19 protein-coding genes are annotated in these 23,981 nt (G+C 41.9%); 18 read left to right on the top strand and 1 reads right to left on the bottom strand.

The window, feature by feature from the left end:
- The first annotated feature begins 2 nt into the window (after nt 1-2).
- The 14 genes from ACOXXR_RS08250 to glmS all read left to right on the top strand — a co-directional run bounded on the left by ACOXXR_RS08250 (nt 3) and on the right by glmS (nt 19,478).
- Nucleotides 3-1,304, top strand: coding sequence for a PTS sugar transporter subunit IIC (locus tag ACOXXR_RS08250; protein ID WP_006595060.1), 1,302 nt, complete (start codon nt 3-5; stop codon nt 1,302-1,304).
- A gap of 141 nt (nt 1,305-1,445) precedes the next feature.
- The gene (locus ACOXXR_RS08245) at nt 1,446-3,884 is read left to right on the top strand and encodes a glycyl radical protein (protein WP_006596971.1); all 2,439 of its coding nucleotides are present in this window, start codon (nt 1,446-1,448) and stop codon (nt 3,882-3,884) included.
- Nucleotides 3,885-3,899: 15 nt separating this feature from the next.
- Nucleotides 3,900-4,568 carry a fructose-6-phosphate aldolase gene (locus ACOXXR_RS08240; protein WP_006595058.1) on the top strand — a complete coding sequence of 223 codons (669 nt, stop codon included), beginning with the start codon at nt 3,900-3,902 and terminating at the stop codon, nt 4,566-4,568.
- 14 nt (nt 4,569-4,582) lie between these two features.
- Nucleotides 4,583-5,674 (top strand): glycerol dehydrogenase, encoded by a 1,092-nt coding sequence (locus ACOXXR_RS08235; protein ID WP_006596970.1) that lies wholly within the window; start codon nt 4,583-4,585, stop codon nt 5,672-5,674.
- Nucleotides 5,675-5,885: 211 nt separating this feature from the next.
- Complete coding sequence (locus tag ACOXXR_RS08230) at nt 5,886-6,026, top strand: bacteriocin (RefSeq protein ID WP_006595056.1); 141 nt, start codon at nt 5,886-5,888, stop codon at nt 6,024-6,026.
- 94 nt (nt 6,027-6,120) lie between these two features.
- Nucleotides 6,121-6,795 (top strand): lysostaphin resistance A-like protein, encoded by a 675-nt coding sequence (locus tag ACOXXR_RS08225; RefSeq protein WP_445278409.1) that lies wholly within the window; start codon nt 6,121-6,123, stop codon nt 6,793-6,795.
- A gap of 345 nt (nt 6,796-7,140) precedes the next feature.
- Entirely contained in the window at nt 7,141-9,123 is a 1,983-nt protein-coding gene (locus ACOXXR_RS08220; protein ID WP_445278408.1) for a peptide ABC transporter substrate-binding protein, read from the top strand.
- Between the two features lie 201 nt (nt 9,124-9,324).
- Nucleotides 9,325-11,826, top strand: coding sequence for a leucine--tRNA ligase (gene leuS, locus ACOXXR_RS08215; RefSeq protein ID WP_445278407.1), 2,502 nt, complete (start codon nt 9,325-9,327; stop codon nt 11,824-11,826).
- A gap of 166 nt (nt 11,827-11,992) precedes the next feature.
- Nucleotides 11,993-12,685 (top strand): gamma-glutamyl-gamma-aminobutyrate hydrolase family protein, encoded by a 693-nt coding sequence (locus ACOXXR_RS08210; RefSeq protein ID WP_445278406.1) that lies wholly within the window; start codon nt 11,993-11,995, stop codon nt 12,683-12,685.
- A 146-nt stretch (nt 12,686-12,831) separates the two neighbouring features.
- The gene (locus tag ACOXXR_RS08205; RefSeq protein WP_445278405.1) at nt 12,832-14,217 is read left to right on the top strand and encodes a glycoside hydrolase family 1 protein; all 1,386 of its coding nucleotides are present in this window, start codon (nt 12,832-12,834) and stop codon (nt 14,215-14,217) included.
- Between the two features lie 210 nt (nt 14,218-14,427).
- Nucleotides 14,428-15,354: a helix-turn-helix domain-containing protein gene (locus ACOXXR_RS08200; protein WP_414293582.1), complete on the top strand. Its 927-nt coding sequence runs from the start codon at nt 14,428-14,430 to the stop codon at nt 15,352-15,354.
- A 188-nt stretch (nt 15,355-15,542) separates the two neighbouring features.
- Nucleotides 15,543-16,472 carry an ABC transporter ATP-binding protein gene (locus ACOXXR_RS08195; protein WP_314368221.1) on the top strand — a complete coding sequence of 310 codons (930 nt, stop codon included), beginning with the start codon at nt 15,543-15,545 and terminating at the stop codon, nt 16,470-16,472.
- Nucleotides 16,465-17,343, top strand: a complete 879-nt coding sequence (locus tag ACOXXR_RS08190) for an ABC transporter permease (RefSeq protein ID WP_445278404.1) — start codon at nt 16,465-16,467, stop codon at nt 17,341-17,343. The genes ACOXXR_RS08195 and ACOXXR_RS08190 overlap by 8 nt, the downstream gene beginning before the upstream one ends.
- Before the next feature lie 326 nt (nt 17,344-17,669).
- Nucleotides 17,670-19,478, top strand: coding sequence for a glutamine--fructose-6-phosphate transaminase (isomerizing) (gene glmS / locus ACOXXR_RS08185; protein WP_445278403.1), 1,809 nt, complete (start codon nt 17,670-17,672; stop codon nt 19,476-19,478).
- A 125-nt stretch (nt 19,479-19,603) separates the two neighbouring features.
- On the opposite strand, the gene ACOXXR_RS08180 is transcribed toward glmS, so the two are convergent.
- A complete protein-coding gene (locus ACOXXR_RS08180; RefSeq protein WP_445278402.1) occupies nt 19,604-20,425 on the bottom strand; it encodes a Cof-type HAD-IIB family hydrolase in 822 nt (273 codons plus the stop codon).
- A gap of 319 nt (nt 20,426-20,744) precedes the next feature.
- On the opposite strand from ACOXXR_RS08180, the gene ACOXXR_RS08175 reads away from it, so the two are divergent.
- From ACOXXR_RS08175 to ACOXXR_RS08160, 4 genes are all read left to right on the top strand, one after another.
- Nucleotides 20,745-21,746: a uroporphyrinogen decarboxylase family protein gene (locus ACOXXR_RS08175; protein ID WP_006596959.1), complete on the top strand. Its 1,002-nt coding sequence runs from the start codon at nt 20,745-20,747 to the stop codon at nt 21,744-21,746.
- 18 nt (nt 21,747-21,764) lie between these two features.
- Nucleotides 21,765-21,965: a hypothetical protein gene (locus tag ACOXXR_RS08170; RefSeq protein ID WP_006595041.1), complete on the top strand. Its 201-nt coding sequence runs from the start codon at nt 21,765-21,767 to the stop codon at nt 21,963-21,965.
- A 99-nt stretch (nt 21,966-22,064) separates the two neighbouring features.
- Nucleotides 22,065-23,066 carry a uroporphyrinogen decarboxylase family protein gene (locus tag ACOXXR_RS08165; protein WP_006595040.1) on the top strand — a complete coding sequence of 334 codons (1,002 nt, stop codon included), beginning with the start codon at nt 22,065-22,067 and terminating at the stop codon, nt 23,064-23,066.
- 27 nt (nt 23,067-23,093) lie between these two features.
- Entirely contained in the window at nt 23,094-23,972 is an 879-nt protein-coding gene (locus ACOXXR_RS08160; protein WP_006595039.1) for a transporter substrate-binding domain-containing protein, read from the top strand.
- Nucleotides 23,973-23,981 lie beyond the last annotated feature (9 nt).

Here is a 23,981-nt window from a genome sequence, read left to right as displayed (position 1 = left end):
CCATGTCTAATTTTAATTCTCAGAAAATTATCGCTCCAATCATGCGTTTTGTAAACATGAAAGGAATTATTGCTCTTAAAGATGGGATGTTAGCGATCCTTCCATTAACGGTAGTTGGTAGTTTGTTTCTGATTATTGGACAATTACCATTTGAAGGCCTTAATCAGGCTATTGCTAGTGTATTTGGCGATACATGGACAGAGCCATTTATGCAAGTTTATTCAGGAACATTCGCCATCATGGGCTTAATTTCTTGCTTCTCCATTGGGTATTCTTATGCTAAAAACAGTGGAGTAGAACCCTTGCCAGCGGGAGTTTTGTCCCTGTCTTCATTCTTTATCTTGTTAAAATCTTCTTATGTACCAGCTAAGGGAGAACCGATTGGCGATGCCATTTCAAAAGTATGGTTTGGTGGTCAAGGGATTATCGGGGCCATTATTATTGGTCTGGTAGTTGGTGCAATTTATACTGTGTTTATCCAAAGACACATTGTTATAAAAATGCCAGAACAAGTACCTCAAGCCATTGCCAAACAATTTGAAGCGATGATTCCTGCTTTCGTGATTTTCTTACTATCAATGATTGTCTATATCGTATCAAAAGTAGTGACAAACGGCGGTACCTTCATTGAAATGATTTATGATGTCATTCAGGTTCCTCTTCAAGGTCTAACAGGATCACTTTACGGAGCGATTGGGATTGCTTTCTTTATTTCATTCTTGTGGTGGTTTGGTGTTCATGGCCAATCAGTTGTCAACGGTGTAGTAACAGCCTTGCTACTTTCTAACCTAGATGCCAATAAATCAATGTTGGCAGCTGGGAAGCTATCCGTTGAAAATGGTGCCCACATTGTAACTCAACAATTCTTAGATAGCTTCCTTATTTTGTCTGGATCAGGTATAACCTTTGGGTTGGTTGTTGCCATGCTATTTGCTGCTAAGTCAAAACAGTATAAAGCTTTGGGGAAAGTTGCAGCATTTCCTGCAATCTTTAATGTCAATGAACCCGTCGTATTTGGATTTCCGATCGTAATGAACCCAGTTATGTTCCTTCCATTTATTTTGGTTCCAATTTTGGCTGCAATAATTGTTTATGCATCAATTGCTATTGGATTTATGCATCCATTCTCAGGTGTGACTCTTCCTTGGAGTACACCAGCCATTATTTCTGGATTTATGGTTGGAGGTTGGCAAGGTGCTTTCGTTCAAGTGCTAGTTCTTGCGACCTCGACTGTCGTATATTTCCCATTCTTCAAATTCCAAGATAATCTTGCCTATAACAATGAATTACAAGCTGAAAAATAGTGCGTTTATCATGTATGCACAGATGTGCGACTAGAATAGAATTTATATGTATAATTCATAATTCATTGAAATTCGTAAAATTTAATGCTACTATAGTTACGAAAGAAAACAAAATAATTTCAAAAGAAAGGTTTTGAAAAAATGAAACAAGTAGAAGTAGCAAGTACAAGCATTAAAACAGAATATTTTGGAAGCCTCACTGAACGCATGAATAAGTATCGTGAAGATGTCTTAAATAAGAAGCCTTACATCGATGCTGAACGTGCTGTTCTTGCAACTAAGGCATATGATCGTTATAAGGAACAACCAAATGTTCTTAAACGTGCCTATATGTTGAAAGAGATTCTTGAAAATATGACAATCTACATTGAGGATGAATCCATGATTGCTGGAAACCAAGCATCCTCTAATAAAGATGCTCCGATTTTCCCAGAATATACTTTAGAGTTCGTTCTGAAGGAATTGGATCTTTTTGAAAAGCGGGATGGTGATGTCTTCTATATTACGGAAGAAACGAAAGAACAGCTCCGTAGTATCGCACCGTTCTGGGAAAATAATAACTTACGTGCAAGAGCTGGCGCTCTTCTACCTGAAGAAGTATCTGTCTATATGGAAACAGGATTCTTCGGTATGGAAGGGAAGATGAATTCAGGAGATGCCCACTTAGCAGTCAATTATCAAAAATTATTGCAATATGGCTTGAAAGGTTTTGAAGAAAGAGCTCGCCAAGCTAAAGCAGCCCTAGATCTAACGGATCCAGCTAGCATTGATAAGTACCATTTTTACGATTCTATCTTTATCGTAGTTGATGCTGTTAAGACCTATGCTCAACGATTTGTGGAACTTGCTAAACAACTTGCTGAAACAGCAACTCCTGAACGTAAGAAGGAATTGCTTGAAATTGCAGAGATTTGCTCAAAAGTTCCATACGAGCCTGCAAGTACATTTGCAGAGGCTGTTCAGTCTGTTTGGTTTATCCAATGTATTCTTCAGATTGAATCAAATGGACACTCACTTTCATATGGCCGTTTTGACCAATATATGTATCCATACGTTAAAGCTGATTTGGAAAGTGGACGGGAAACTGAAGAGAGTATTGTTGAACGCTTGACTAACCTTTGGATTAAGACTATTACAATTAACAAAGTACGTAGTCAAGCACATACCTTCTCATCTGCAGGTAGTCCGCTTTATCAAAACGTTACGATTGGTGGTCAAACACGTGATAAGAAAGATGCCGTCAATCCATTGTCTTATTTGGTGTTGAAGTCAGTTGCTCAAACTCACCTTCCTCAACCAAACTTAACTGTTCGTTATCATGCTGGTCTGGATGCCCGCTTCATGAACGAATGTATTGAAGTTATGAAGCTCGGATTTGGTATGCCTGCTTTCAATAATGATGAGATTATTATTCCATCCTTTATTTCAAAAGGTGTTCTTGAAGAAGATGCTTATGATTACAGTGCAATTGGTTGTGTAGAAACAGCTGTTCCAGGTAAATGGGGATATCGCTGTACAGGTATGAGTTATATGAACTTCCCTAAAGTTTTGCTCATTACGATGAATGACGGAATCGATCCTGCTTCTGGCAAGCGCTTTGCACCAAGCTTTGGTCATTTTAAAGACATGAAGAGCTTCGATGAATTGCAAACTGCTTGGGACAAGACTTTGCGCCACTTAACCCGCATGAGTGTGATCGTAGAAAACTCTATCGACCTATCTCTTGAAAGAGAAGTGCCAGATATCCTCTGTTCAGCTTTGACAGATGACTGTATTGGACGTGGAAAACACCTAAAAGAAGGTGGAGCTGTCTACGATTATATTTCTGGTTTACAAGTGGGTATTGCAAACTTATCCGATTCACTTGCAGCAATCAAGAAACTGGTATTCGAAGAAGGACGCTTAACGCCACAAGAGCTATGGCATGCTCTGGAAACCGATTACGAGGGCGAACGTGGAAAAGAAATCCAAGAGATGCTTATCCATGATGCACCGAAGTATGGAAACGATGATGACTATGCGGACAGCTTAGTTCGAGAAGCATACGATATTTATGTGGATGAAATTGCTAAATATCCAAATACTCGATATGGACGTGGGCCAATCGGAGGAATTCGTTACTCAGGTACATCTTCTATTTCAGCCAATGTAGGACAAGGTCGTGGAACATTAGCCACTCCGGACGGTCGTAATGCCGGGACTCCACTTGCAGAAGGATGCTCTCCATCCCATAATATGGACCAACATGGCCCAACATCTGTTCTGAAATCTGTCTCTAAATTGCCAACAGATGAAATTGTTGGTGGTGTTTTACTGAACCAAAAAGTAAACCCACAAACTTTATCCAAAGAAGAAGATAAATTAAAACTTATTGCTTTACTCCGTACGTTCTTTAATCGTCTACATGGATACCATATTCAATACAATGTGGTTTCTAGAGAAACGTTGTTAGATGCTCAAAAACATCCGGAAAAACACCGTGACTTAATTGTACGTGTTGCTGGCTACTCAGCCTTCTTCAATGTACTATCAAGAGCAACACAAGATGATATTATTGGACGGACAGAGCATACTCTATAGTAAAGAGGTATGTATATGGAATTTATGCTTGATACTTTAAATTTAGATGAGATAAAAAAATGGGCACGAGTGTTACCCCTTGCTGGGGTAACTTCGAACCCAACAATTGCTAAAAAAGAAGGGAACATTGATTTTTTTGATCGTATCCATAAGGTGCGGGAAATCATCGGAGGATCTCCTTCCATCCATGTTCAAGTTGTCGCAAAAGATTATGAAGGAATTTTAAAAGATGCGGCCGAAATTCGAGAACAATGCGATGAAAATACCTATATTAAAGTTCCAGTAACACCTGAAGGACTTGCTGCAATTAAAGTGTTAAAAGCAGAGGGTTACAAAATTACTGCAACAGCAATCTATACTGTTTTTCAAGGACTGTTAGCTATTGAAGCAGGAGCCGACTATTTAGCACCTTATTACAATCGTATGGAAAACTTAAACATTGATTCAGCTCAGGTTATTTCTCAGTTAGCGAGTGCCATAGAGCGTAATCATTCATCAAGCAAAATTCTAGCAGCTTCCTTTAAAAATGTGGCTCAAGTTAATCGAGCATTTAAAGAAGGAACACAAGCAATTACGGCAGGGGCAGATGTCTTTGAAGCAGCTTTTGGAATGCCTTCTATTCCAAAAGCAGTAGATGACTTCGAGGCAGATTGGTCAGCTGTTCATCATAAGAATACAATTTGATAAAGGAGGAGTGTATGAGAAATTTTGCCAGCCCATCCCGTTACATTCAAGGTGAAAATGCTTTATTTGAAAATGCAAAACCTATTTTAGAACTGGGGAGTCATCCCGTTTTACTCTGTGATTCAGTAGTCTATGATATCGTAGGGGAACGTTTTGAAAAGTATCTCCTTCGGTATGGCTTTACAGTCTTGCCAGTGTTCTTCAACGGTGAAGCTTCTGATAATGAAATCAATCGTGTGGTCAGTCTGGCAGAAGAAAATGGCTGTGACTTAGTCATCGGACTTGGTGGAGGAAAGACCATCGACAGTGCAAAAGCCATTGCTGATCTTTTAAAATCACCAGTTGTCATTGCTCCGACTATTGCATCTACAGATGCTCCGGTTTCAGCCTTGTCTGTTATTTATACGGATGAAGGTGCCTTTGCTCGCTATATCTTCTATTCTAAAAACCCAGAATTGGTCTTGGTAGATAGTAAAGTCATCTCTCAAGCACCAAAACGTTTGCTTGCTTCTGGTATCGCAGATGGACTAGCTACTTGGGTCGAAGCGCGTGCGGTAATGCAAGCCAACGGAAAAACCATGCTAGGCAAACACCAAACTCTAGCTGGTGTGGCGATTGCGCAACGTTGTGAAGAAATCTTATTTGCTGATGGTCTCCAAGCCGTGGCTGCTTGTGAAGCTAAAGTGGTGACGCCTGCATTAGAAAACATCATCGAAGCCAATACCCTTCTCAGTGGGATTGGGTTTGAAAGTGGTGGCTTGGCAGCAGCTCATGCCATCCATAATGGCTTTACGGCCCTTACTGGGGATATCCACCATTTGACTCACGGTGAAAAAGTAGCCTATGGAACCTTGGTTCAATTGTTCTTGGAAAACCGTCCAAAAGAAGAATTGAACAAATACATTCATTTCTATCAACAAATTGGCATGCCAACGACTCTGAAAGAAATGCATCTTGAAAATGCAAGCTACGAAGATCTTCTCAAGGTTGGCCAACAAGCAACCATTGAAGGAGAAACCATTCACCAAATGCCATTCAAGGTACAAGCATCTGATATTGCTCAAGCGATTGTAGCAGTAGATGCTTATGTCAAGTCCTTAGGCTAATCAAAGAAATACAGAAACCATCGCCTGTTGGCGATGGTTTTTTTGATGGTTGTTCGTTTTCGTTTAATTTGGAGATGTATACTTCTGAATTAAGAGATTCTCCACCCACATAGCTGAAAAATGCAACCATATAGAAAAAAGAAAAGGCAAAGGCTCCAATCTTTGATAGACTCAGGAGGTAGCGTTACAAATACAAATTGGAGGAAATGAAATGACAGAATGTAGTCAAAAAGAATTGGCACAGATTGTAGGAGGAGGAGGTTCTCGCCCAAATGTGGTTCAAGGTCAGTCAGATAAGATTGAGATTGGACGTCCTGGATTTGTGAAGCGACCACCGCTCGCTCGTATTTAAGACATGATAGAGTTCTAGGATGAAGTGTTCTGAGAGTTAGATCTTAAGGCAGATTGGAACTCGGTAGAAAGGATTAAATGAAAGGGTAAATGCAATGAGTAAGACAGACAGATTGTTTCAACTAGCGACAATTGGAATTCTCTGCATCAATTTTGCGCTTTTTAACGTGGGACTCCCAACGGATTTAGTGGGCCACCTATCGGATGATTCTTATTATGGCTTGCTCCTCTTGTTGATAGGATTGATTGGGGGGGTAGCCGTTACACTCTTGGTAAAGAGTCGTCGCTGGGACTTGTACGGGAAATTCACCTTTAAAGCTTCCTATTTGGCGGTGTTTGTGCTTGTTTTTCTTGCTCACTTTTTATGGGATATGTTTTCTGCAGCGGTATTTCCGCCCACTAAGAATTCCATAGCCCTTGCAGAAATATCTAGTGATTTGTCAGGCTGGGCCTTGGTGTTGATACGCTATGTCTATGCCTGCTTGCTGGCTCCCATTGTGGAAGAGCTAGTTTTTCGTGATTTGGTCATGACGGCTTTGGCACCTTATCAGAAGTATAAGCTGGATATGCTTGTTTCGGCCTCCTTGTTCAGCCTCTCGCATGTCTGGCAGCATGGCTGGGATTTGCCAAGCTTTATCGTCTACTTGGTACCGGGCCTGCTATTTTGTGCGGTCTTGCGTTATACCAAATCGATTTACTGGGCTATCCTTCAGCATGCCTCTTGGAATAGCTTCCTTACCCTCGTATCCCTCCTGCTCAGTGGGATTTAAGCAAGGGGAGCTAGTGGCAGAGAGCTTTATCCATCATTAAAGAGAGAGTGGGACAGAAATCGGTCATTCGTTAGAATTCGATTTCGTCGTCCCACCTCCGCACAGTTGAGTAGGGCTGTTAAAGCTGATGAAATCAGCGTATTGGAGCCCACTCAACCACTGCGTCTTGCTCGACAATCCAAAGACAATTGAGAGACTAGGACTTTTGTCCCAGCCTTTTTTGCATGCAGTCAAAACAACTATTTTTTCTAACTTTTGAAATATTATACAGTTAAGCGTTTACATTTTTCCGTAAAGTGCTATAATTTAATATGAAGAATAACATTTTATACAGAGGTGATCCATATGAAAAAAGGGAAGCTACTCTTAGCCACCGGCGCTCTGCTTTTGTCTGTAAGCGCACTGGTATCCTGCTCACAAGGAGGGAAATCTTCAAGTTCGGACAACCAGGTCTTTAGTTATGTATATACGCAAGATCCGGATACTTTGGATTATTCACTCTCTAATAAACGGTCAACTTCAGAATTTACAGGTAATGCTGTGGATGGTTTGTTAGAAGTTGACAAATACGGCAACTTAATCCCATCTCTTGCTAAGGATTGGACTGTTTCAAAAGATGGTCTGACCTATACCTATAAACTTCGTAAAGGGGTTAAATGGGTGACCGCTGAAGGGGAAGAATTCGGAGAAGTTAAGGCCCAAGACTTTGTGACGGGGCTTCAGCACGCAGCGGACAAGAAATCTTCGGCCCTCTATCTCGTCCAACAATCTATCAAAGGGTTGGATGATTATGTCTCAGGGAAAACCAAAGACTTCTCAACAGTTGGTATCAAAGCTGTCGATGACTATACGGTTCAATACACCTTGAACCAACCAGAAAGTTTCTGGAATTCAAAAACCACCATGGGCATTTTGATGCCAGTCAATAAAGAATTCTTAGATTCTAAGGGAGATGACTACGGTCAAGGTACGAACCCTTCTAGTATTCTTTATTGTGGTCCTTATTTGATTAAAGCTATCACCTCTAAATCTGTTGTGACGCTTGAAAAGAACCCAACCTATTGGGATGCTGATAATGTAAAAATTTCTAAGGTTAAGCTGACCTATTATGATGGACAAGATTCAGAATCTTTGATCCGTGGATTTGATAACGGAGACTATACCTTTGCCCGTGTCTTCCCAAATGGCTCTAACTATAAGAGTGTAGAGAAGAAACACAAAGATGACATTGTCTTCAGTGACCAAGGATCCTCTACTTATAACTTGTCTTTCAACATTGACCGTCAAGCTTATGAGATTACGACTAAAACTACAGATGCTCAAAAGAGCTCAACCAAGAAAGCAATCTTGAATAAAGACTTCCGTCAAGCCATTATGTTTGCCTTCAACCGCAAGGCCTATGTAGCGCAAGCCAATGGGGAAGCATCTGCAGACAAGGTCATCCGCAACACCTTCACTCCTCCAAACTTTGTTCAAATTGATGGCAAAGATTTCGGTGAGTCTGTAGAGAAAAACTTAGAAGAATATGGTGATGAATGGAAAGGTGTTTCTGTCGAAGATGGAAAAGATACCCTTTACAATCCAACCAAGGCCAAGGAAGAGTTTGCCAAGGCCAAAGAAGCTCTTCAAGGCCAAGGGGTAGAGTTCCCGATTCATTTGGACCTCCCTGTTTCATCCACCTATACAGAAGGAGTCAAGCAAGCTCAATCCTTTAAACAGTCGATCGAATCTACCCTAGGAGCAGAAAATGTCGTCATCGACTTGAATATGGTATCTGAGGACGATCTTAATCGAGTGACCTACTTTGCTGAAAATGCTTCTCAACAAGACTGGGATTTGAACAACAACTTGGGTTGGGGTCCAGACTATACCGATCCATCTTCTTACCTAGATATCACAAACTCTAAGAATGGTGAAAATGCAAATTCTTACTTCGGATTTGATGCTGGTACTAATAACGCAGCTGCTAAAGAAGCTGGTTTTGATGAATACGATCAATTGATTGAAGATGCACATAATGAAACAAAAGATGTCAATGACCGCTATGAAAAATATGCTAAGGCTCAGGCTTGGTTGACTGATAGTGCCCTCTTAATCCCGATTCATTCAGATGGTGCCTCTCCAGGTGTTCGTAAGACAGTTCCATACACAGCTGCCTTTGCTTGGACAGGACACAAGGGTCAAACCTTCAACTACAAGTACTTGGAATTGCAAGACAAAGTTTTGACAACCAAGGAGTACGATGAAGCGCGTGAACAATGGAAGAAAGAAAAAGAAGAATCCAATAAGAAAGCTCAAAAAGAACTAGAAAGTCACGTAGAAGACTAGGAGTTTAAGAGCGATTGTATATTGAACAGGGAAGAGAGTGGGACAGAAATCGGTAATTCGTTAGAATTTGATTTCGTCGTCCCACCTCCGCAGACAATTGAGAGGCTAGGACTTTGTCCCAGCCTCTTTTTGGTGGATAGAACCTTTAAAAATCCCCTAAAAATGGTATAATAGGAGCATCACGAAAATTGGAGAGACAGCATGAGTTTTTACAATCATAAAGAAATCGAGCCTAAGTGGCAGAAACACTGGGCTGACCATCACACCTTTAAGACAGGAACAGACGCTTCAAAACCGAAGTTTTATGCATTGGACATGTTCCCTTACCCATCTGGAGCAGGTCTGCACGTAGGGCACCCAGAAGGCTATACAGCGACTGATATCCTCAGTCGTTTCAAACGTGCGCAAGGCTACAATGTCCTTCACCCAATGGGCTGGGATGCTTTTGGTTTGCCTGCGGAGCAATACGCTATGGATACAGGGAATGACCCAGCAGAATTCACAGCGGAAAACATTGCCAACTTCAAACGCCAAATCAATGCGCTTGGATTCTCTTACGACTGGGACCGTGAAGTCAATACTACAGATCCAAACTACTACAAGTGGACGCAATGGATCTTCACCAAACTTTATGAAAAAGGCTTGGCCTATGAAGCGGAAGTGCCAGTAAACTGGGTGGAAGAATTGGGGACAGCCATCGCCAACGAAGAAGTCCTTCCTGATGGAACATCTGAGCGTGGTGGCTATCCAGTTGTCCGAAAACCAATGCGCCAATGGATGCTTAAAATCACAGCTTATGCAGAACGCTTGCTCAATGACTTGGATGATTTGGACTGGCCAGAGTCTATCAAGGACATGCAACGCAACTGGATTGGGAAATCAACTGGTGCCAATATCACCTTCAAAGTGAAAGGGACTGACAAGGAATTCACCGTCTTTACGACACGTCCAGATACCCTTTTTGGTGCGACCTTCACTGTCTTAGCTCCTGAACATGACTTGGTAGATGCCATCACAAGTCCAGAACAAGCTGAGGCTGTAGCTGACTACAAACATCAAGCTAGCTTGAAATCTGATCTGGCTCGTACAGACCTTGCCAAGGAAAAAACAGGAGTTTGGACTGGTGCTTATGCTATCAACCCTGTAAACGGCAAAGAAATTCCAATCTGGATTGCTGACTATGTTCTTTCTAGTTACGGAACAGGTGCTGTTATGGCTGTGCCTGCCCATGACCAACGTGACTGGGAATTTGCCAAACAGTTTGGCCTTCCAATCGTAGAAGTGTTGGAAGGTGGAAATGTAGCTGAAGCTGCTCACACAGAAGATGGCCTTCACGTTAATTCAGACTTCCTAGATGGACTCAACAAAGAAGAAGCGATTGCCAAAATTGTGGCTTGGTTGGAAGAAAAAGGCTGTGGTCAAGAGAAAGTTACTTACCGTCTCCGCGACTGGCTCTTTAGCCGTCAACGTTACTGGGGTGAACCAATCCCAATCATTCATTGGGAAGATGGGACTTCAACAGCTGTTCCAGAAAGTGACTTACCGCTTGTCTTGCCAGTAACAAAGGACATCCGCCCTTCAGGTACTGGTGAAAGCCCATTGGCTAACTTGACCGACTGGCTGGAAGTGACTCGTGAAGATGGTGTCAAAGGTCGTCGTGAGACCAATACCATGCCACAATGGGCAGGTTCAAGTTGGTACTACCTCCGCTATATCGATCCACATAACACAGAAAAATTGGCTGATGAGGATCTCCTCAAACAATGGTTGCCAGTCGATATCTACGTGGGTGGTGCAGAGCATGCCGTGCTCCACTTGCTTTACGCTCGTTTCTGGCATAAATTCCTCTATGATATCGGTGTTGTTCCAACTAAAGAACCGTTCCAAAAACTCTTTAACCAAGGAATGATCCTGGGAACTAGCTACCGTGACCACCGTGGGGCTCTTGTAGCGACTGACAAGGTTGAAAAACGTGATGGTTCCTTCTTCCATGTGGAAACAGGAGAAGAATTGGAGCAAGCACCAGCTAAGATGTCTAAATCCCTCAAGAACGTGGTCAACCCAGACGATGTGGTGGAACAATACGGTGCTGATACCCTTCGTGTCTATGAAATGTTCATGGGACCACTCGATGCTTCGATTGCTTGGTCAGAAGAAGGTCTTGAAGGAAGCCGTAAGTTCCTTGACCGTGTTTACCGTTTGATTACAACGAAGGAAATCGTTACGGAAAATAATGGTGCTCTTGACAAGGTTTATAACGAAACCGTTAAGTCTGTCACAGAGCAAATCGAATCCATGAAATTCAACACAGCCATTGCCCAACTTATGGTCTTTGTCAATGCTGCTAACAAAGAAGACAAACTCTATGTGGACTACGCCAAAGGCTTTATCCAATTGATTGCCCCATTTGCCCCTCACTTGGCAGAAGAACTCTGGCAAACAGTGGCAGCAACAGGCGAGTCTATCTCTTATGTAGCTTGGCCAACATGGGACGAAAGCAAATTGGTTGAAGACGAAATCGAAATCGTCGTCCAAATCAAAGGAAAAGTCCGCGCCAAACTCATGGTTGCAAAAGACCTTTCTCGCGAAGAATTGCAAGAAGTTGCTCTGGCTGACGAAAAAGTCAAGGCAGAGATTGATGGTAAGGAAATCGTAAAAGTGATTAGTGTACCTAGCAAGCTTGTAAATATTGTTGTGAAATAAAAATGAATCCTTCAGAGTTCAGCTCTGGAGGATTTTTACATAAAAGAAAGATAAATTCTAGAAAACTTCTCCTTATTTGAAAAATCATGAAAAAAGTTGAAAGTCACCTTCGGAGTGTGATAAAATAAGGAACTATATTAGCTATGAAGAGATTGGAGAATGAGCGATGAAGAAACCAGTGATTGGGATTACGGGCAATCAACGCCCTTTCCGTGAAGAAGATGGAATGTACCTCAGTTATACACCGACAGGCTTTGTCCAGGGGGTTCAAGAAGCGGGGGGCATCCCCCTCATCCTTCCGATTGGAGACCCAGCAACAGCTGAGCACTATATTTCCTTGATTGATAAGTTGATTATCACAGGTGGTCAGCATGTTTCTCCTCAGTTTTATGGAGCAGAGAAGGAGATTGTTAGCGATGATTACTTGCTCGAGCGTGACCTTTTCGAGTTGGCCTTGATCAAGGAAGCAGTAGCTGCTAAGAAGCCCATCTTTACGGTTTGCCGAGGCATGCAGCTCTACAATGTAGCCATGGGCGGGACACTTTACCAAGATATCGACCATCACTGGCAGGAAAATCCTGCCAGCGAAACTAGTCATTCAATCGAAACAGTTGAAGGAAGCATTTTGCGGGACTTATTTGGAGAAGTTGGTCAGATCAATTCCTACCACCATCAAGCGATCAAGGATTTAGCCCCTCATCTAGAAGTAGTTGCTCTTAGCCCTGAAGATCAGATCATTGAAGCGGTGCAATCTTCCCACGGGACAGCCTTTCTCGGGGTGCAGTGGCATCCAGAACTGCGTTATCAGGTAAGTGAAGGAGACAAGGCTCTCTTTGACTATGTCGTCAATCAACTATAATAGAAACAAAACACGTTAGAAATCGGCTCTTCTGACTGCTAGCGTGTTTTTTCTATAATCTGCGTAAAAATGACTGAAAATAGTCTCTAGGAAGAGGGCTGAAAGGGAGTATAATAGAGAGGAAGACAATGAGAGAGGATAAACACATGATCAACTTTCCACAAGATTTTTTATGGGGGACTTCGACATCTGGTCCACAGACAGAAGGGCGCTTTGCCGGAGATGGTAAGGGGGACAACCTCTGGGACTACTGGTACCAGGTAGAGCCTCATCGCTTTCGCTTCAAAGAAGGACCCGGCTTAACTTCGACCTTTTATGAAAATTGGGAAGAAGACATTGAGCTTCTAGTCGAGACAGGGCATACTGCCTTTCGGACTTCTATCCAATGGTCTCGGATTTTCCCTAAAGGACGTGGAGAAGTCAATCCAGTAGGAGTGGCTTTTTACCGCCAAGTGTTTGAACGCATCAAGTCCAAAGGCATTCATTTGATGGTCAATCTTTATCACTTTGACCTTCCTTTTGCCTTGCAAGAACAAGGAGATGGCTGGGAAAATAAGGAGACGGTCTACGCCTATCGCGACTATGCTCGTTTCTGCTTTGAAACCTATGGGGACTTGGTTGATCAGTGGATCACCTTTAATGAACCCATTGTTCCTGTAGAGTTTGGTTACTTTTATGATGCCCATTACCCACATAAGGTAGATGCGGCTGCAGCGGTTAAAGTTGCCTACCATACTCAGTTGGCAAGTAGCCTTGCTGTTCAGGTCTGTCATGAGGTGGATCCAAACTATCGAATCGGAGTGGTCTTGAACTTGACGCCAGCCTATCCGCGGAGTCAGCATCCAGCAGATGTCAAGGCGGCACGAATCGCTGAGCTCTTCCAAGCCAAATCCTTCCTTGATCCGTCTGTTCTTGGGACTTACCCACCAGAGTTGGTAGAGATTTTGCGGGAGCGTGCTCTCTTGCCAGAGGTGGATCCAAGTGACTTGGAGCTGATCAAAGAACATACAGTTGACTTCCTAGGAGTCAACTATTACCAGCCAATGCGGGTCTCTGCGCCCCGTTATGCACCAAACCCAGAGTCTCCTATGTTGGTCGAGCAGTTCTACGAACCCTATGTCATGCCAGGAAGAAAGATCAACCCACATAGAGGTTGGGAAATCTATGAGCAGGGCTTGTACGATATTGCCCAAAATATCAAGGAAAATTACGGCAACATCGAATGGCTCCTAACAGAGAATGGGATGGGAGTTGAAGGGGAAGAAAAATTCCGTCAAAACGGGGAAATTCAAGATGACTATCGGATTGACTTCGTCAAAGACCACCTGCGTGAATTGCACCGAGCTATCCAAGATGGGGCCAACTGTAAGGGCTACCTTATGTGGACCTTTATCGACTGCTGGTCTTGGCTCAATGGCTATAAAAACCGCTATGGCCTTGTCGAATTAGACCTAGCCACTCAAGAAAGACGCCTAAAAAAATCTGGTCATTGGTTCCGTGAATTGAGCCAGCAGAATGGATTTGAAGAATAAGTTTTTGAGGATTCTGTTATCTAAGTACGATAGGCCGTTCATTTCAGTAAATGACTGACTAGTTTTATTTTCGGAAGTGTGGAACTCCATCAGATGCATATGTTTCTGACGGCATTCTTCATTTCCGATTTTTCATTTAGTGCCGGAAAAGGTTCAAAACCCTTCAATTTTAATATGTGCTATAATAAAACCAGAAGAAAAGGAGCTTGTATGATGGATTTTAAAACAGAATTAGGAAAAAAAGTACAAACTCTACGTGAAAGTAAGGGATTAAGTAGACAAGCAATCTGTGGTATTGAGGACCTATTAACGACGCGCCAACTCCAGCGAATTGAAAAGGGTCAGTCTTTGCCAACGATTGCAACAGCGAAGTATATTGCTGAGCAACTAGGTGTTTCCCTAGATACGTTAACGAATCAAACTAGTTTGGAATTGCCTGCAGAATATCTGAATTTGAAGTATCAACTACGGACGTTATATCATTATGGAGATCAAGATCGTCTTCATCGGCATGAAGAAATTATTGAGGATATTTACGAAAACTATTTTGATAACCTGCCAGAGGAAGAAAAACTGTCTGTCCAGGTCGCCCAAGCCACGGTTGATATGATTGGATCCAAAAATCCTTCTTTTGATCAAGGTTTATTAGATGAGTATCTAGAACAAGCCATGAAGAAAAAAGAGTTAAGTCTCAACGATGTGGAGATTATCAAATTGCGCTTGCTTTCTTTGGCTTTGGGAGCCTTTGATCAAGATGAATTTATACACTTAGTGGAGAAAATCCTACTTGCTATAGATTATTTCCCCTTATCAGAATTGGAAATGCTACAAAACACTCTTATCTCAGCTGCAGGTGTGTTAGCCCATTATGGGATATACGAGAGGTTGCCAGACATTGTTAAAGCTTTAAATGATATTATGACAAAGAGACATGATTTTCAGGATAATATTTTTGTTTATGCTTTAAATTGGAAAGTTGCTTTATTTATAGAAGATGATCTAGAAAAAGCAAAAAATGATTATCAAAAAGTATGCTTAATGGCTGACTTATTATCTGAGGATCTGGTGAAGAGAAACATGCAAGAAGAATGGAAAGAGGACCTTGCAAAAAAAGGTCTAAACTACACTGAGGTGTAGAGAAGTGTTCATCTTTTCATCAATTGTCCTCAAAAAATATAAAATAAACATTGAACACCTGTGAAGATTCACAGGTGTTTTTTGGTGAAAAAGATGCTTAGACTGGACATGAATGTCCTCACGTTAGAGGATAGAAATTGGATATACTGACAGTACAAGGAAAGAAGAAAGGATCTTGATGTCAGAAAATGGAAATTAGATTACACAATGTAAAGAAAAGCTATGGTTCCTTTGAGGCTTTGAAAGGAATTGATTTAGTTTTTGAGGAAGGTAAATTTTATGGACTTCTTGGTCCAAATGGTGCAGGGAAAACAACGCTTTTTAATTTGTTGATTCAGAATTTCAAGCCGAGCTCAGGAGAGATTTTTTGGGAAGTAGATGGAAAATCCTTGTCAACGAAAGATTTTTATCGACATATCGGTATTGTATTTCAAAGCAATCGTCTAGATGATCATTTAACGGTAGAGGAAAACCTGATTTCTCGAGGAGCCTTGTATGGATTATCAAAATCACAAGTACAAAAGCGTATTAAAGATCTGCAATCCTATTTGGATGTAGCTACTCTTAAAAAGAAAAACTATGGCAGTTTATCAGGAGGACAAAAACGAAAAGTAGATATTGCCCGAGCTTTATTGCCACAACCGTCTTTGCTGTTATTAGATGAGCCAACAACTGGTTTAGATCCACAATCTCGTCATGATTTATGGGAAGCGATTAATTATCTGAACAAAAAAGAAAATATGACAGTCGTTCTAATTACACACTATTTAGAAGAGATGGCTGCTTGTGATGTCTTAAATGTCTTAATTGAAGGGAACTTGTACTATTCAGGAGATATTGCTAATTTTATTAAACAGCATTCAACCACTAACCTGAATCTTACGTTAAAACCTGGTAAACCAGTCAATTCGTTATCGGTCTCTAAGTTTGCTAATAAGTGTCAGATCCTTTCGGAGGCAGAAGTCGTATGTAAGGATGTTTCCGTTGAAGAGATGATGGAAATTATTGCAGAAAATCAAGGAAAATCAATTATTGAAACATTTAATGTAGAATATTCAAATTTAGAAGCAGCTTATTTGAACTTACTAAGATCTAAAGGAGGAGAAGGGAATGCTTGAATTAATCTCTAGAAATCGGAAAGTCTATACAAGAGATCGCTTAGCTTTCTTTATGTCCTTCTTATCGGTCATCATCTTGATCTTGGTTTATCAAGTCTTTTTAGGACAAATTCAGATTGATGCCATCAAGGAAGCTTTGAATAGTGATACCGCCTCTACGGACACCATTCAGATGGTCAATTATTGGTTAATCTCAGGTTTAACGACCATTATCTCAATGACCAGTACTCTTGGTGCATTTGGAGTGATGGTTTCGGATAGAGAAAAGAAGTTGAGTGAGGACTTTAAAGTCAGTCCAGTTTCTAACTTTAAAATTGAACTATCGTATGCGATCTTTGCGATATTATTTGGGATTATTATGACTCTGTTCTCTTGTATCTTTGCAATTGGTATGTTTAATGGTTTTAGTGCTCTTCTTGACTATTCTATGATGGACTACTTATCTATTTTAGGAGTTGTCACAATGGGAACGATGTTGTCTGCAACTATTATTCTGCCAATCCTAGCTTTTATTCGAACCAGTTCAGCATTTACAACTTTGAGTACCATAGTTGGAACGTTTATCGGCTTCATTTCTGGTGTTTATCTTTCAATTGGATCCGTAGGAGAAACCTTGCAACAAGTCATGACCTGGTTCCCTCTTACACAGGTAAATGCGCTATTGAAACAGATTTTAATGAAAGATGCAATCAATAAAGTCTTTGATAAAGCGCCAACTTCAACAGTAACTAATTACAAAGAGTCTTATGGAGTCATCTTGAAGAATGCGAGTGGGGAACATTTATCGACTCAGTTCATGTTTGCCTATATTTCTATCATCATAGTTGTTTTACTAGGAGTTCATTTTATGATTAAGAAGGTAAAAAAATGAAGTGATGCTTATGAAATGATTGGATACGCATTTAGATCAGTTGGCATCAATGACAATCTTAAAATAAGCCAATCATCCCAACCTATCACTAAAAAAGTTGGTAGGTTTTTCTTAATCCTTTCTTAACTAGACCAATTTTTGATATTTTGAAGGTTGACAAACAGGAAAAAGCATTGTATACTGACTCCGCTGATGATTTTTCTATCGAATCAGACTAGACCAATTTTATAAATTGGCTAAGAAAATAAGGGAACTCAAGAATGGATACCTATTTTCTTTCATTTTTATAGAAGGAGAAAGCACAGCTTGTCTGTGTCGTATATACTATGTGTGGAATTGTTGGTGTTGTTGGAAATACAAATGCAACGGATATTTTGATTCAAGGGCTTGAAAAGCTCGAATACCGTGGTTATGATTCTGCGGGGATTTTTGTCCTAGGTGGTGCTGAGAACCATTTGGTGAAAGCGGTTGGTCGTATTGCGGAATTGTCTGCTAAAACTGCTGGTGTTGAGGGGACAACTGGTATTGGACATACGCGTTGGGCGACTCACGGGAAACCAACAGAAGATAATGCTCACCCACACCGCTCTGAGACAGGACGTTTTGTCTTGGTGCACAATGGGGTAATTGAAAACTATCTCGAAATCAAGGAAGAATACCTTGCAGGTCACCACTTCAAGGGACAAACGGATACTGAAATCGCAGTGCACTTGATTGGAAAATTTGCGGAAGAAGAGGGCTTGTCAGTACTTGAAGCCTTCAAAAAAGCCCTTCACATCATCCGTGGATCTTATGCCTTTGCCTTGATTGACTCTGAAAATCCAGATGTCATCTACGTGGCCAAGAACAAATCACCACTTTTGATTGGTCTTGGAGAAGGCTATAACATGGTCTGCTCAGATGCTATGGCCATGATTCGTGAAACCAACCAATATATGGAGATCCATGACCAAGAGTTGGTAATTGTGAAAGCTGATAGCGTTGAAGTGCAAGACTACGATGGCAACAGCCGTGAGCGTGCTAGCTATACTGCTGAGCTTGACTTGTCTGATATCGGAAAGGGAACCTATCCTTACTACATGCTCAAAGAAATTGATGAGCAACCAACAGTGATGCGTAAGTTGATCCAAGCCTACACAGATGAGGCTGGTAAAGTAGTGGTAGACCCAGCCATCATCAAGGCTGTTCAAGACGCTGATCGCATCTACATCCTTGCAGCTGGAACATCTTATCATGCAGGATTTGCTTCTAAGAAGATGTTGGAAGAATTGACAGATACACCAGTTGAACTTGGAATTTCATCTGAGTGGGGTTATGGGATGCCACTTCTAAGCCAGAAGCCACTTTTCATCTTTATCAGTCAATCTGGTGAAACAGCTGATAGCCGTCAGGTTTTGGTTAAGGCCAATGAAATGGGGATTCCAAGCTTGACAGTGACAAACGTGCCAGGATCAACCCTTTCACGTGAAGCCAACCATACTATGTTGCTTCATGCAGGTCCTGAAATTGCCGTAGCATCAACTAAGGCTTATACAGCCCAAATCGCAGCCCTTGCCTTCCTTGCAAAAGCAGTCGGTGAAGCAAATGGCAACGAAAAAGCCAAGGCTTTTGACTTGGTTCATGAATTGTCTATTGTGGCTCAGTCTATCGAATCAACTCTTTCAGAGAAAGAATTGATTGACGCTAAAGTTCGTGACCTTCTTGAAACAACACGAAACGCCTTTTATATCGGACGTGGTCAAGACTACTATGTGGCTATGGAAGCTAGTCTCAAACTCAAAGAGATTTCTTATATCCAATGTGAAGGTTTTGCGGCTGGAGAACTTAAGCATGGAACCATCGCCTTGATTGAGGATGGAACACCTGTTTTGGCTCTCTTGTCTGACCCAATTCTTGCCAACCACACTCGTGGAAATATCCAAGAAGTGGCAGCGCGTGGAGCTAAGGTCCTTACTATCGCAGAAGAAAATGTTGCTAAAGAGACAGACGATATCGTCCTTACAACGGTCCACCCTTACCTCTCACCAATCTCAATGGTGGTGCCAACCCAATTGATCGCTTACTTTGCAACCCTCCACCGTGGACTCGATGTGGACAAACCACGTAACCTTGCTAAATCCGTAACAGTAGAATAAAAATGAAAAGAAGATAGGATCCAGTCCTAGCTTCTTTTTCTTTTATTAGAGATCGGGTTAAAAAACAGTGAGTTAGAAAAGAAAAGAAAGGGTTAGAAAACCCATGAAAGCAGGAGCTCCATGGGCTATTTGTTTGATGGTGGTAAGACATACTCTTGGATTGCTTTTGCTACGCCGTGCTCTTGGTTGCTACTGGTGACAACTTGAGCTTCCTTTTGGACGGCTTCAGGAGCATTTCCCATGGCAACTCCAAGTCCAGCCAGACGAATCATAGGGAGGTCATTGAAGTGATCTCCGATGGTCATGACCTGTTCCAAAGGGACCTGGTAATAAGCAGCCAGTTCAAGGACAGCATCTCTTTTTGAGACGGACTTGGCGGTGACTTCTAGGTAGTTTTCCTTTGAAAGGTAAAAGGCAGTCTGCGGAAATTCTTGTGGATCTAGCTTTTGATAGAGTTCTTGAATGTTTTGAGTCTCGCCGATCAAGAGCAATTTGTGTAGATGGAGAGCATCGTCAGAGAGGGTCTGAGAAAGTGGCTGTATCTGTGGCGTCTCACCAGTAATCGAAGCCTCAACTTGGGTCCACTGATCCTCTCTGGAGTTAAACCAGATTGACCCACTATAACAATTAATCGAAATGTTGGGATCTAGTTCTTCCACACGATGGAGGAAGGTGCGGATCTCATCTTTGTTCAGGCTGTGTTCAAATAGAATCTCTTCTCCCTTGACGATGAGAGCTCCATTGTAGCAAGCAATCGGTGCCTGATGGACGCCCAATCTTCTTGCGATAGGAGCAATCCCGATAGGAGAACGAGCCGATGCCAAGATAAAAGGAATCTTTTTTTCTTGGAGCTGAGGGATGAGTTCGATGAGGTCGGGATCGACCTGATGCTGCGGATCCAGAATAGTTCCGTCAATATCACTGACAATTAAACGAATGGAAGACATAGGCACCTCCTTTTTCTTTAGTATACCATATTTTAGGAGAATGAAAAGGAGGGGTATAGTTGTTTCTTATAACGGGGTCAAGTAATTTTCAAAGTAGGTCCCTTTCTTCAAAAATAAAATAATAGATTAGAATGCGCGCAAGGCTTTATTTTCAAGGGCTTGCGCTTTTTTTGATACCTGCCTCAATAAAGAAATTTTAAGGCCTTGATAGGGAAAATATATTAGTCAGCTACTTTTCGAGGTGATATCATGGTTACAAATTTCAGAAGGGCAGCAATTAGTCTTCCTTTTGGAGAAGAGATTGAGGAGGTTTCACGGTATGAGTAAAAAAGAATTGGTTCTTCGTGCCATTCGAGGCGAAGCAGTAGAGCGAATTCCTGTAGGATTTTGGCTCCATTATGTGACCCAAGAAGAAAAAGAATTGGGTCTAGACAATCCGGCTGTACTTGAAAAAAGTATCAAAGGACACCAACACTATGTTGAAGAAATTTCCCCTGATTTTGTCAAGATTATGAGCGATGGCTTCTTCCGCTATCCGAGTGCTCTTTATTCGAGAGAGATCACATCAATCCAAGAATTAAAGGATATTCAGCCCATCGGAGAGCATCATCCTTGGATTGAAAAACAAATTGAAGTGGTCAAGGAAATTCGTTCTCATTTTCATGAGGAGATTGCTTCTTTCTACAACATCTTCTCGCCCATTTCTTATTTGAAACGCTGGTTCCGGACAGATCATTCTCGCGGGGATCAAGTGATTGCGGACTTTATCAAGGAAGATCCAGAAACCTTGGCCCATGTACTTGATGTCATTGCTGAAGATATCGCTATTCTTAGTCGCCGCTTGATCCAAGAAGCGGGAGTGGAAGGGATTTACTTCTCAACTCAGCAGATCCAAGATGAGCGCGTGACAGATGAAGAATACCGCAAGATTATTGAACCGAGCAGTATCGCTGTCCTAGAAGCGGCCAATGAAGCGGGTGGCATCAATATCCTTCATATCTGTGGCTTTGAAGGAGCTAGCAATGAAGTGGAACTCTTCAAGGATTATCCAGCTCAGGTTATCAACTGGGCGACCCATCATGAAGGGATCAGCTTAGCAGAGGGGCGCAAGCTCTTTGGCAATCGCGCCGTCTTGGGTGGCTTTGTCAATGGTAAGAAAGGCTTGCTCTACCAAGGGGAACGAGCAACTATCGAGCAAGAAACCCGTCGCTTGGTGGCAGAAGCTGGAAGTCGCGGTTTGATCCTTGGAGCAGACTGCACCGTGCCAGACGATTTCCAATTGGAACGTCTTGATTGGGTGCGCCAAGCAGCTGTCTTATAAAAGAGAAAGGAGAGGGAGATGAAAAAAATCAATATTTGGTGTCTGATGCTGGTAGCTTTATTCCTAGTCCTAGGACTCGCAAAAGTTGCTGCCGCTAGCAGTCAAGAGGAAAGCAAAACGGATCCGGATGTGGAAAGACTGGAGAAAATTCCAGCTCATAGTCTCTCCCTCATTCGCCCGTCTGATCTAGCAGGAGTCCTGCTCCTAGAAGATCAGTGATAAAAAAAGATGAAGGGCTTGATAAAAAATATATATTAGTCAAATAAAAGTCCAAGTGTTAAGATAACTAGCAAGAAAAGAATAGAACGAGGTAAGAACATGTCCACAAAAAGAGAATTAGTTTTAAAAGCTTTCAGAGGGGAAGCGGTTGACCGTGTGCCAGTTGGCTTTTGGCATCACTTTACAAGGGAAGAAGAATGGTTGAAAGGTTTTTCCAATCCTGAAATTATTGAAAAAAACCTCAATGGTCATAAAAACTTCCTACACAAGGTCAAACCAGACTTTGTCAAACTCATGAGTGATGGCTACTTTGCTTATCCAAACCCAGCTATTTACAAGGGCCTTGAAAACATCTCGGATTTAGCAGGGATTGAACCCCTTGGAGCAGATCATCCATGGATCACAGAGCAGGTAGAATTGGTCAAAAAAATTCGCGCTGGTTTTGAAGAGGACATTGTAGCAATCTACAACATCTTTGCTCCAGTGACCTACTTCAAATGGTTGGTCGGAGAAGTGTCAGGTGGAGATGACTTGATCGCCAACTTTATCGATCAAGATGCAGCCACTCTTAAAAAAGTATTGGATACCATTGGCCAAGATATTGCAAGTTTGAGCCAACGAATCATTAAAGAAGCTGGAGCAGACGGGATCTACCTCAGTGTTCAAAGCATCCAAGATGCGCGTGTCAGTCAGGAAGTTTACAAACAAGTCATCGCGCCTAGTGAACTCCATGTCTTAGAGACAGCTAAGGAAGCCGGTGGCGTAAATATTCTTCATATCTGTGGCTACGAAGGAGCTCGCAATGATATCCATCTCTTCACAGACTATCCAGCCCCAGTCATTAACTGGGCAGTCGGACCCGAAGGGATTAGCCTAGCAGAAGGACGCGAAATCTTCGGTGGACGCACGGTTCTCGGTGGTTTTGAAAATGGCAAAACTGGTCTTCTCTACACAGGAGACAAGGCTGCCATCCAAGCAGAAACCAAACGCATCATAGCAGAGACAGGAACCACAGGCTTGGTCATCGGTGCGGATTGTACTATCCCAAGTGACATTGATGAAGAACGAATCGAATGGGTTCGTGAAGCTGCAGCAGAATAAGGAAAATAGAAAGCGAGAAAAGAGAATATGAGTAAAAAAACATGGATTATCGGTGGGGTGGCTGTTCTTGCCCTTGCAGGTGCAACGATTATTGGTCGAAGCTTGAACCACGCAAACGACAGCAAAGAATCAACAGGATCTAATAAAGTAACAACCTTGAAAGTGGCCCACACGCAAAACTACGTGCCGTATGATTTCGTTGATGAAAAAGGGGAATCAGATGGCTATGAAGTAGCTGTGCTCAAAGCTATTGACGAAAAGCTACCAGACTACAAGTTTGAGTATACTGGAACGAGTGACGACGACCTCTTGATTGGTCTAGAATCTGGTAAATACGATATTGGAACCAAAGGAGCTTGGTATACCGAAGAACGCGCCAAGAAATTTATCATTCCAAAAGAACCAATCGGAGCCAGTATCATCGGATTTACCGTACGGAAAGAAGATGCGGATAAATACAAGAACATCGATGATTTTGCTAAAGAAAAAGGAAAATTGGTTCCAATTTCACCACAAAATGCCCAATGGAATGTCATCAAAGAATACAATGAAAAGCATAAGGACCAACCAATCGAATTAACAGCTGCAGAATCTTTCAAAGTCGCAGATGCCTATGCTTGGGTTCTGGAAGGACGTTACGACGGCTTCTTTGACATCAAACTTTCCTTTGAAAAAGCTGTCACAGATAAAGATGGTTCTTACCACCAATATGCAGACAAACTGAGCTGGTTTGCCTACAAAGGAATTCCAACTTACCCATTGATTCATAAGGATAAGAAAAACGAAAAATTTGCGGAAGCCTACAGCAAGGCCATCAAAGAATTGGAAGAAGATGGGACGCTTGCTAAACTATCCGAAAAATATTTCGGTGAAGATGTCTTCAGTTATGTAGATAAAGAAAAATAAGAAGAAACT

This window comes from Streptococcus sp. KHUD_013, from assembly GCF_052588545.1.
The sequence above is the reverse complement of the archived record's forward strand: the minus strand, read 5'-3'. Positions and strand labels throughout refer to the sequence as shown.

Coding starts and splice junctions, on each gene's coding strand:
- ACOXXR_RS08250 (WP_006595060.1), top strand. CDS start 3: ATGTCTAATTTTAATTCTCAGAAAATTATCGCTCCAATCATGCGTTTT.
- ACOXXR_RS08205 (WP_445278405.1), top strand. CDS start 12,832: ATGATCAACTTTCCACAAGATTTTTTATGGGGGACTTCGACATCTGGT.
- ACOXXR_RS08225 (WP_445278409.1), top strand. CDS start 6,121: ATGAGTAAGACAGACAGATTGTTTCAACTAGCGACAATTGGAATTCTC.
- ACOXXR_RS08220 (WP_445278408.1), top strand. CDS start 7,141: ATGAAAAAAGGGAAGCTACTCTTAGCCACCGGCGCTCTGCTTTTGTCT.
- ACOXXR_RS08245 (WP_006596971.1), top strand. CDS start 1,446: ATGAAACAAGTAGAAGTAGCAAGTACAAGCATTAAAACAGAATATTTT.
- ACOXXR_RS08170 (WP_006595041.1), top strand. CDS start 21,765: ATGAAAAAAATCAATATTTGGTGTCTGATGCTGGTAGCTTTATTCCTA.
- ACOXXR_RS08235 (WP_006596970.1), top strand. CDS start 4,583: ATGAGAAATTTTGCCAGCCCATCCCGTTACATTCAAGGTGAAAATGCT.
- ACOXXR_RS08190 (WP_445278404.1), top strand. CDS start 16,465: ATGCTTGAATTAATCTCTAGAAATCGGAAAGTCTATACAAGAGATCGC.
- ACOXXR_RS08230 (WP_006595056.1), top strand. CDS start 5,886: ATGACAGAATGTAGTCAAAAAGAATTGGCACAGATTGTAGGAGGAGGA.
- ACOXXR_RS08160 (WP_006595039.1), top strand. CDS start 23,094: ATGAGTAAAAAAACATGGATTATCGGTGGGGTGGCTGTTCTTGCCCTT.
- ACOXXR_RS08175 (WP_006596959.1), top strand. CDS start 20,745: ATGAGTAAAAAAGAATTGGTTCTTCGTGCCATTCGAGGCGAAGCAGTA.
- glmS (WP_445278403.1), top strand. CDS start 17,670: ATGTGTGGAATTGTTGGTGTTGTTGGAAATACAAATGCAACGGATATT.
- ACOXXR_RS08240 (WP_006595058.1), top strand. CDS start 3,900: ATGGAATTTATGCTTGATACTTTAAATTTAGATGAGATAAAAAAATGG.
- leuS (WP_445278407.1), top strand. CDS start 9,325: ATGAGTTTTTACAATCATAAAGAAATCGAGCCTAAGTGGCAGAAACAC.
- ACOXXR_RS08210 (WP_445278406.1), top strand. CDS start 11,993: ATGAAGAAACCAGTGATTGGGATTACGGGCAATCAACGCCCTTTCCGT.
- ACOXXR_RS08195 (WP_314368221.1), top strand. CDS start 15,543: ATGGAAATTAGATTACACAATGTAAAGAAAAGCTATGGTTCCTTTGAG.
- ACOXXR_RS08200 (WP_414293582.1), top strand. CDS start 14,428: ATGATGGATTTTAAAACAGAATTAGGAAAAAAAGTACAAACTCTACGT.
- ACOXXR_RS08165 (WP_006595040.1), top strand. CDS start 22,065: ATGTCCACAAAAAGAGAATTAGTTTTAAAAGCTTTCAGAGGGGAAGCG.
- ACOXXR_RS08180 (WP_445278402.1), bottom strand. CDS start 20,425: ATGTCTTCCATTCGTTTAATTGTCAGTGATATTGACGGAACTATTCTG.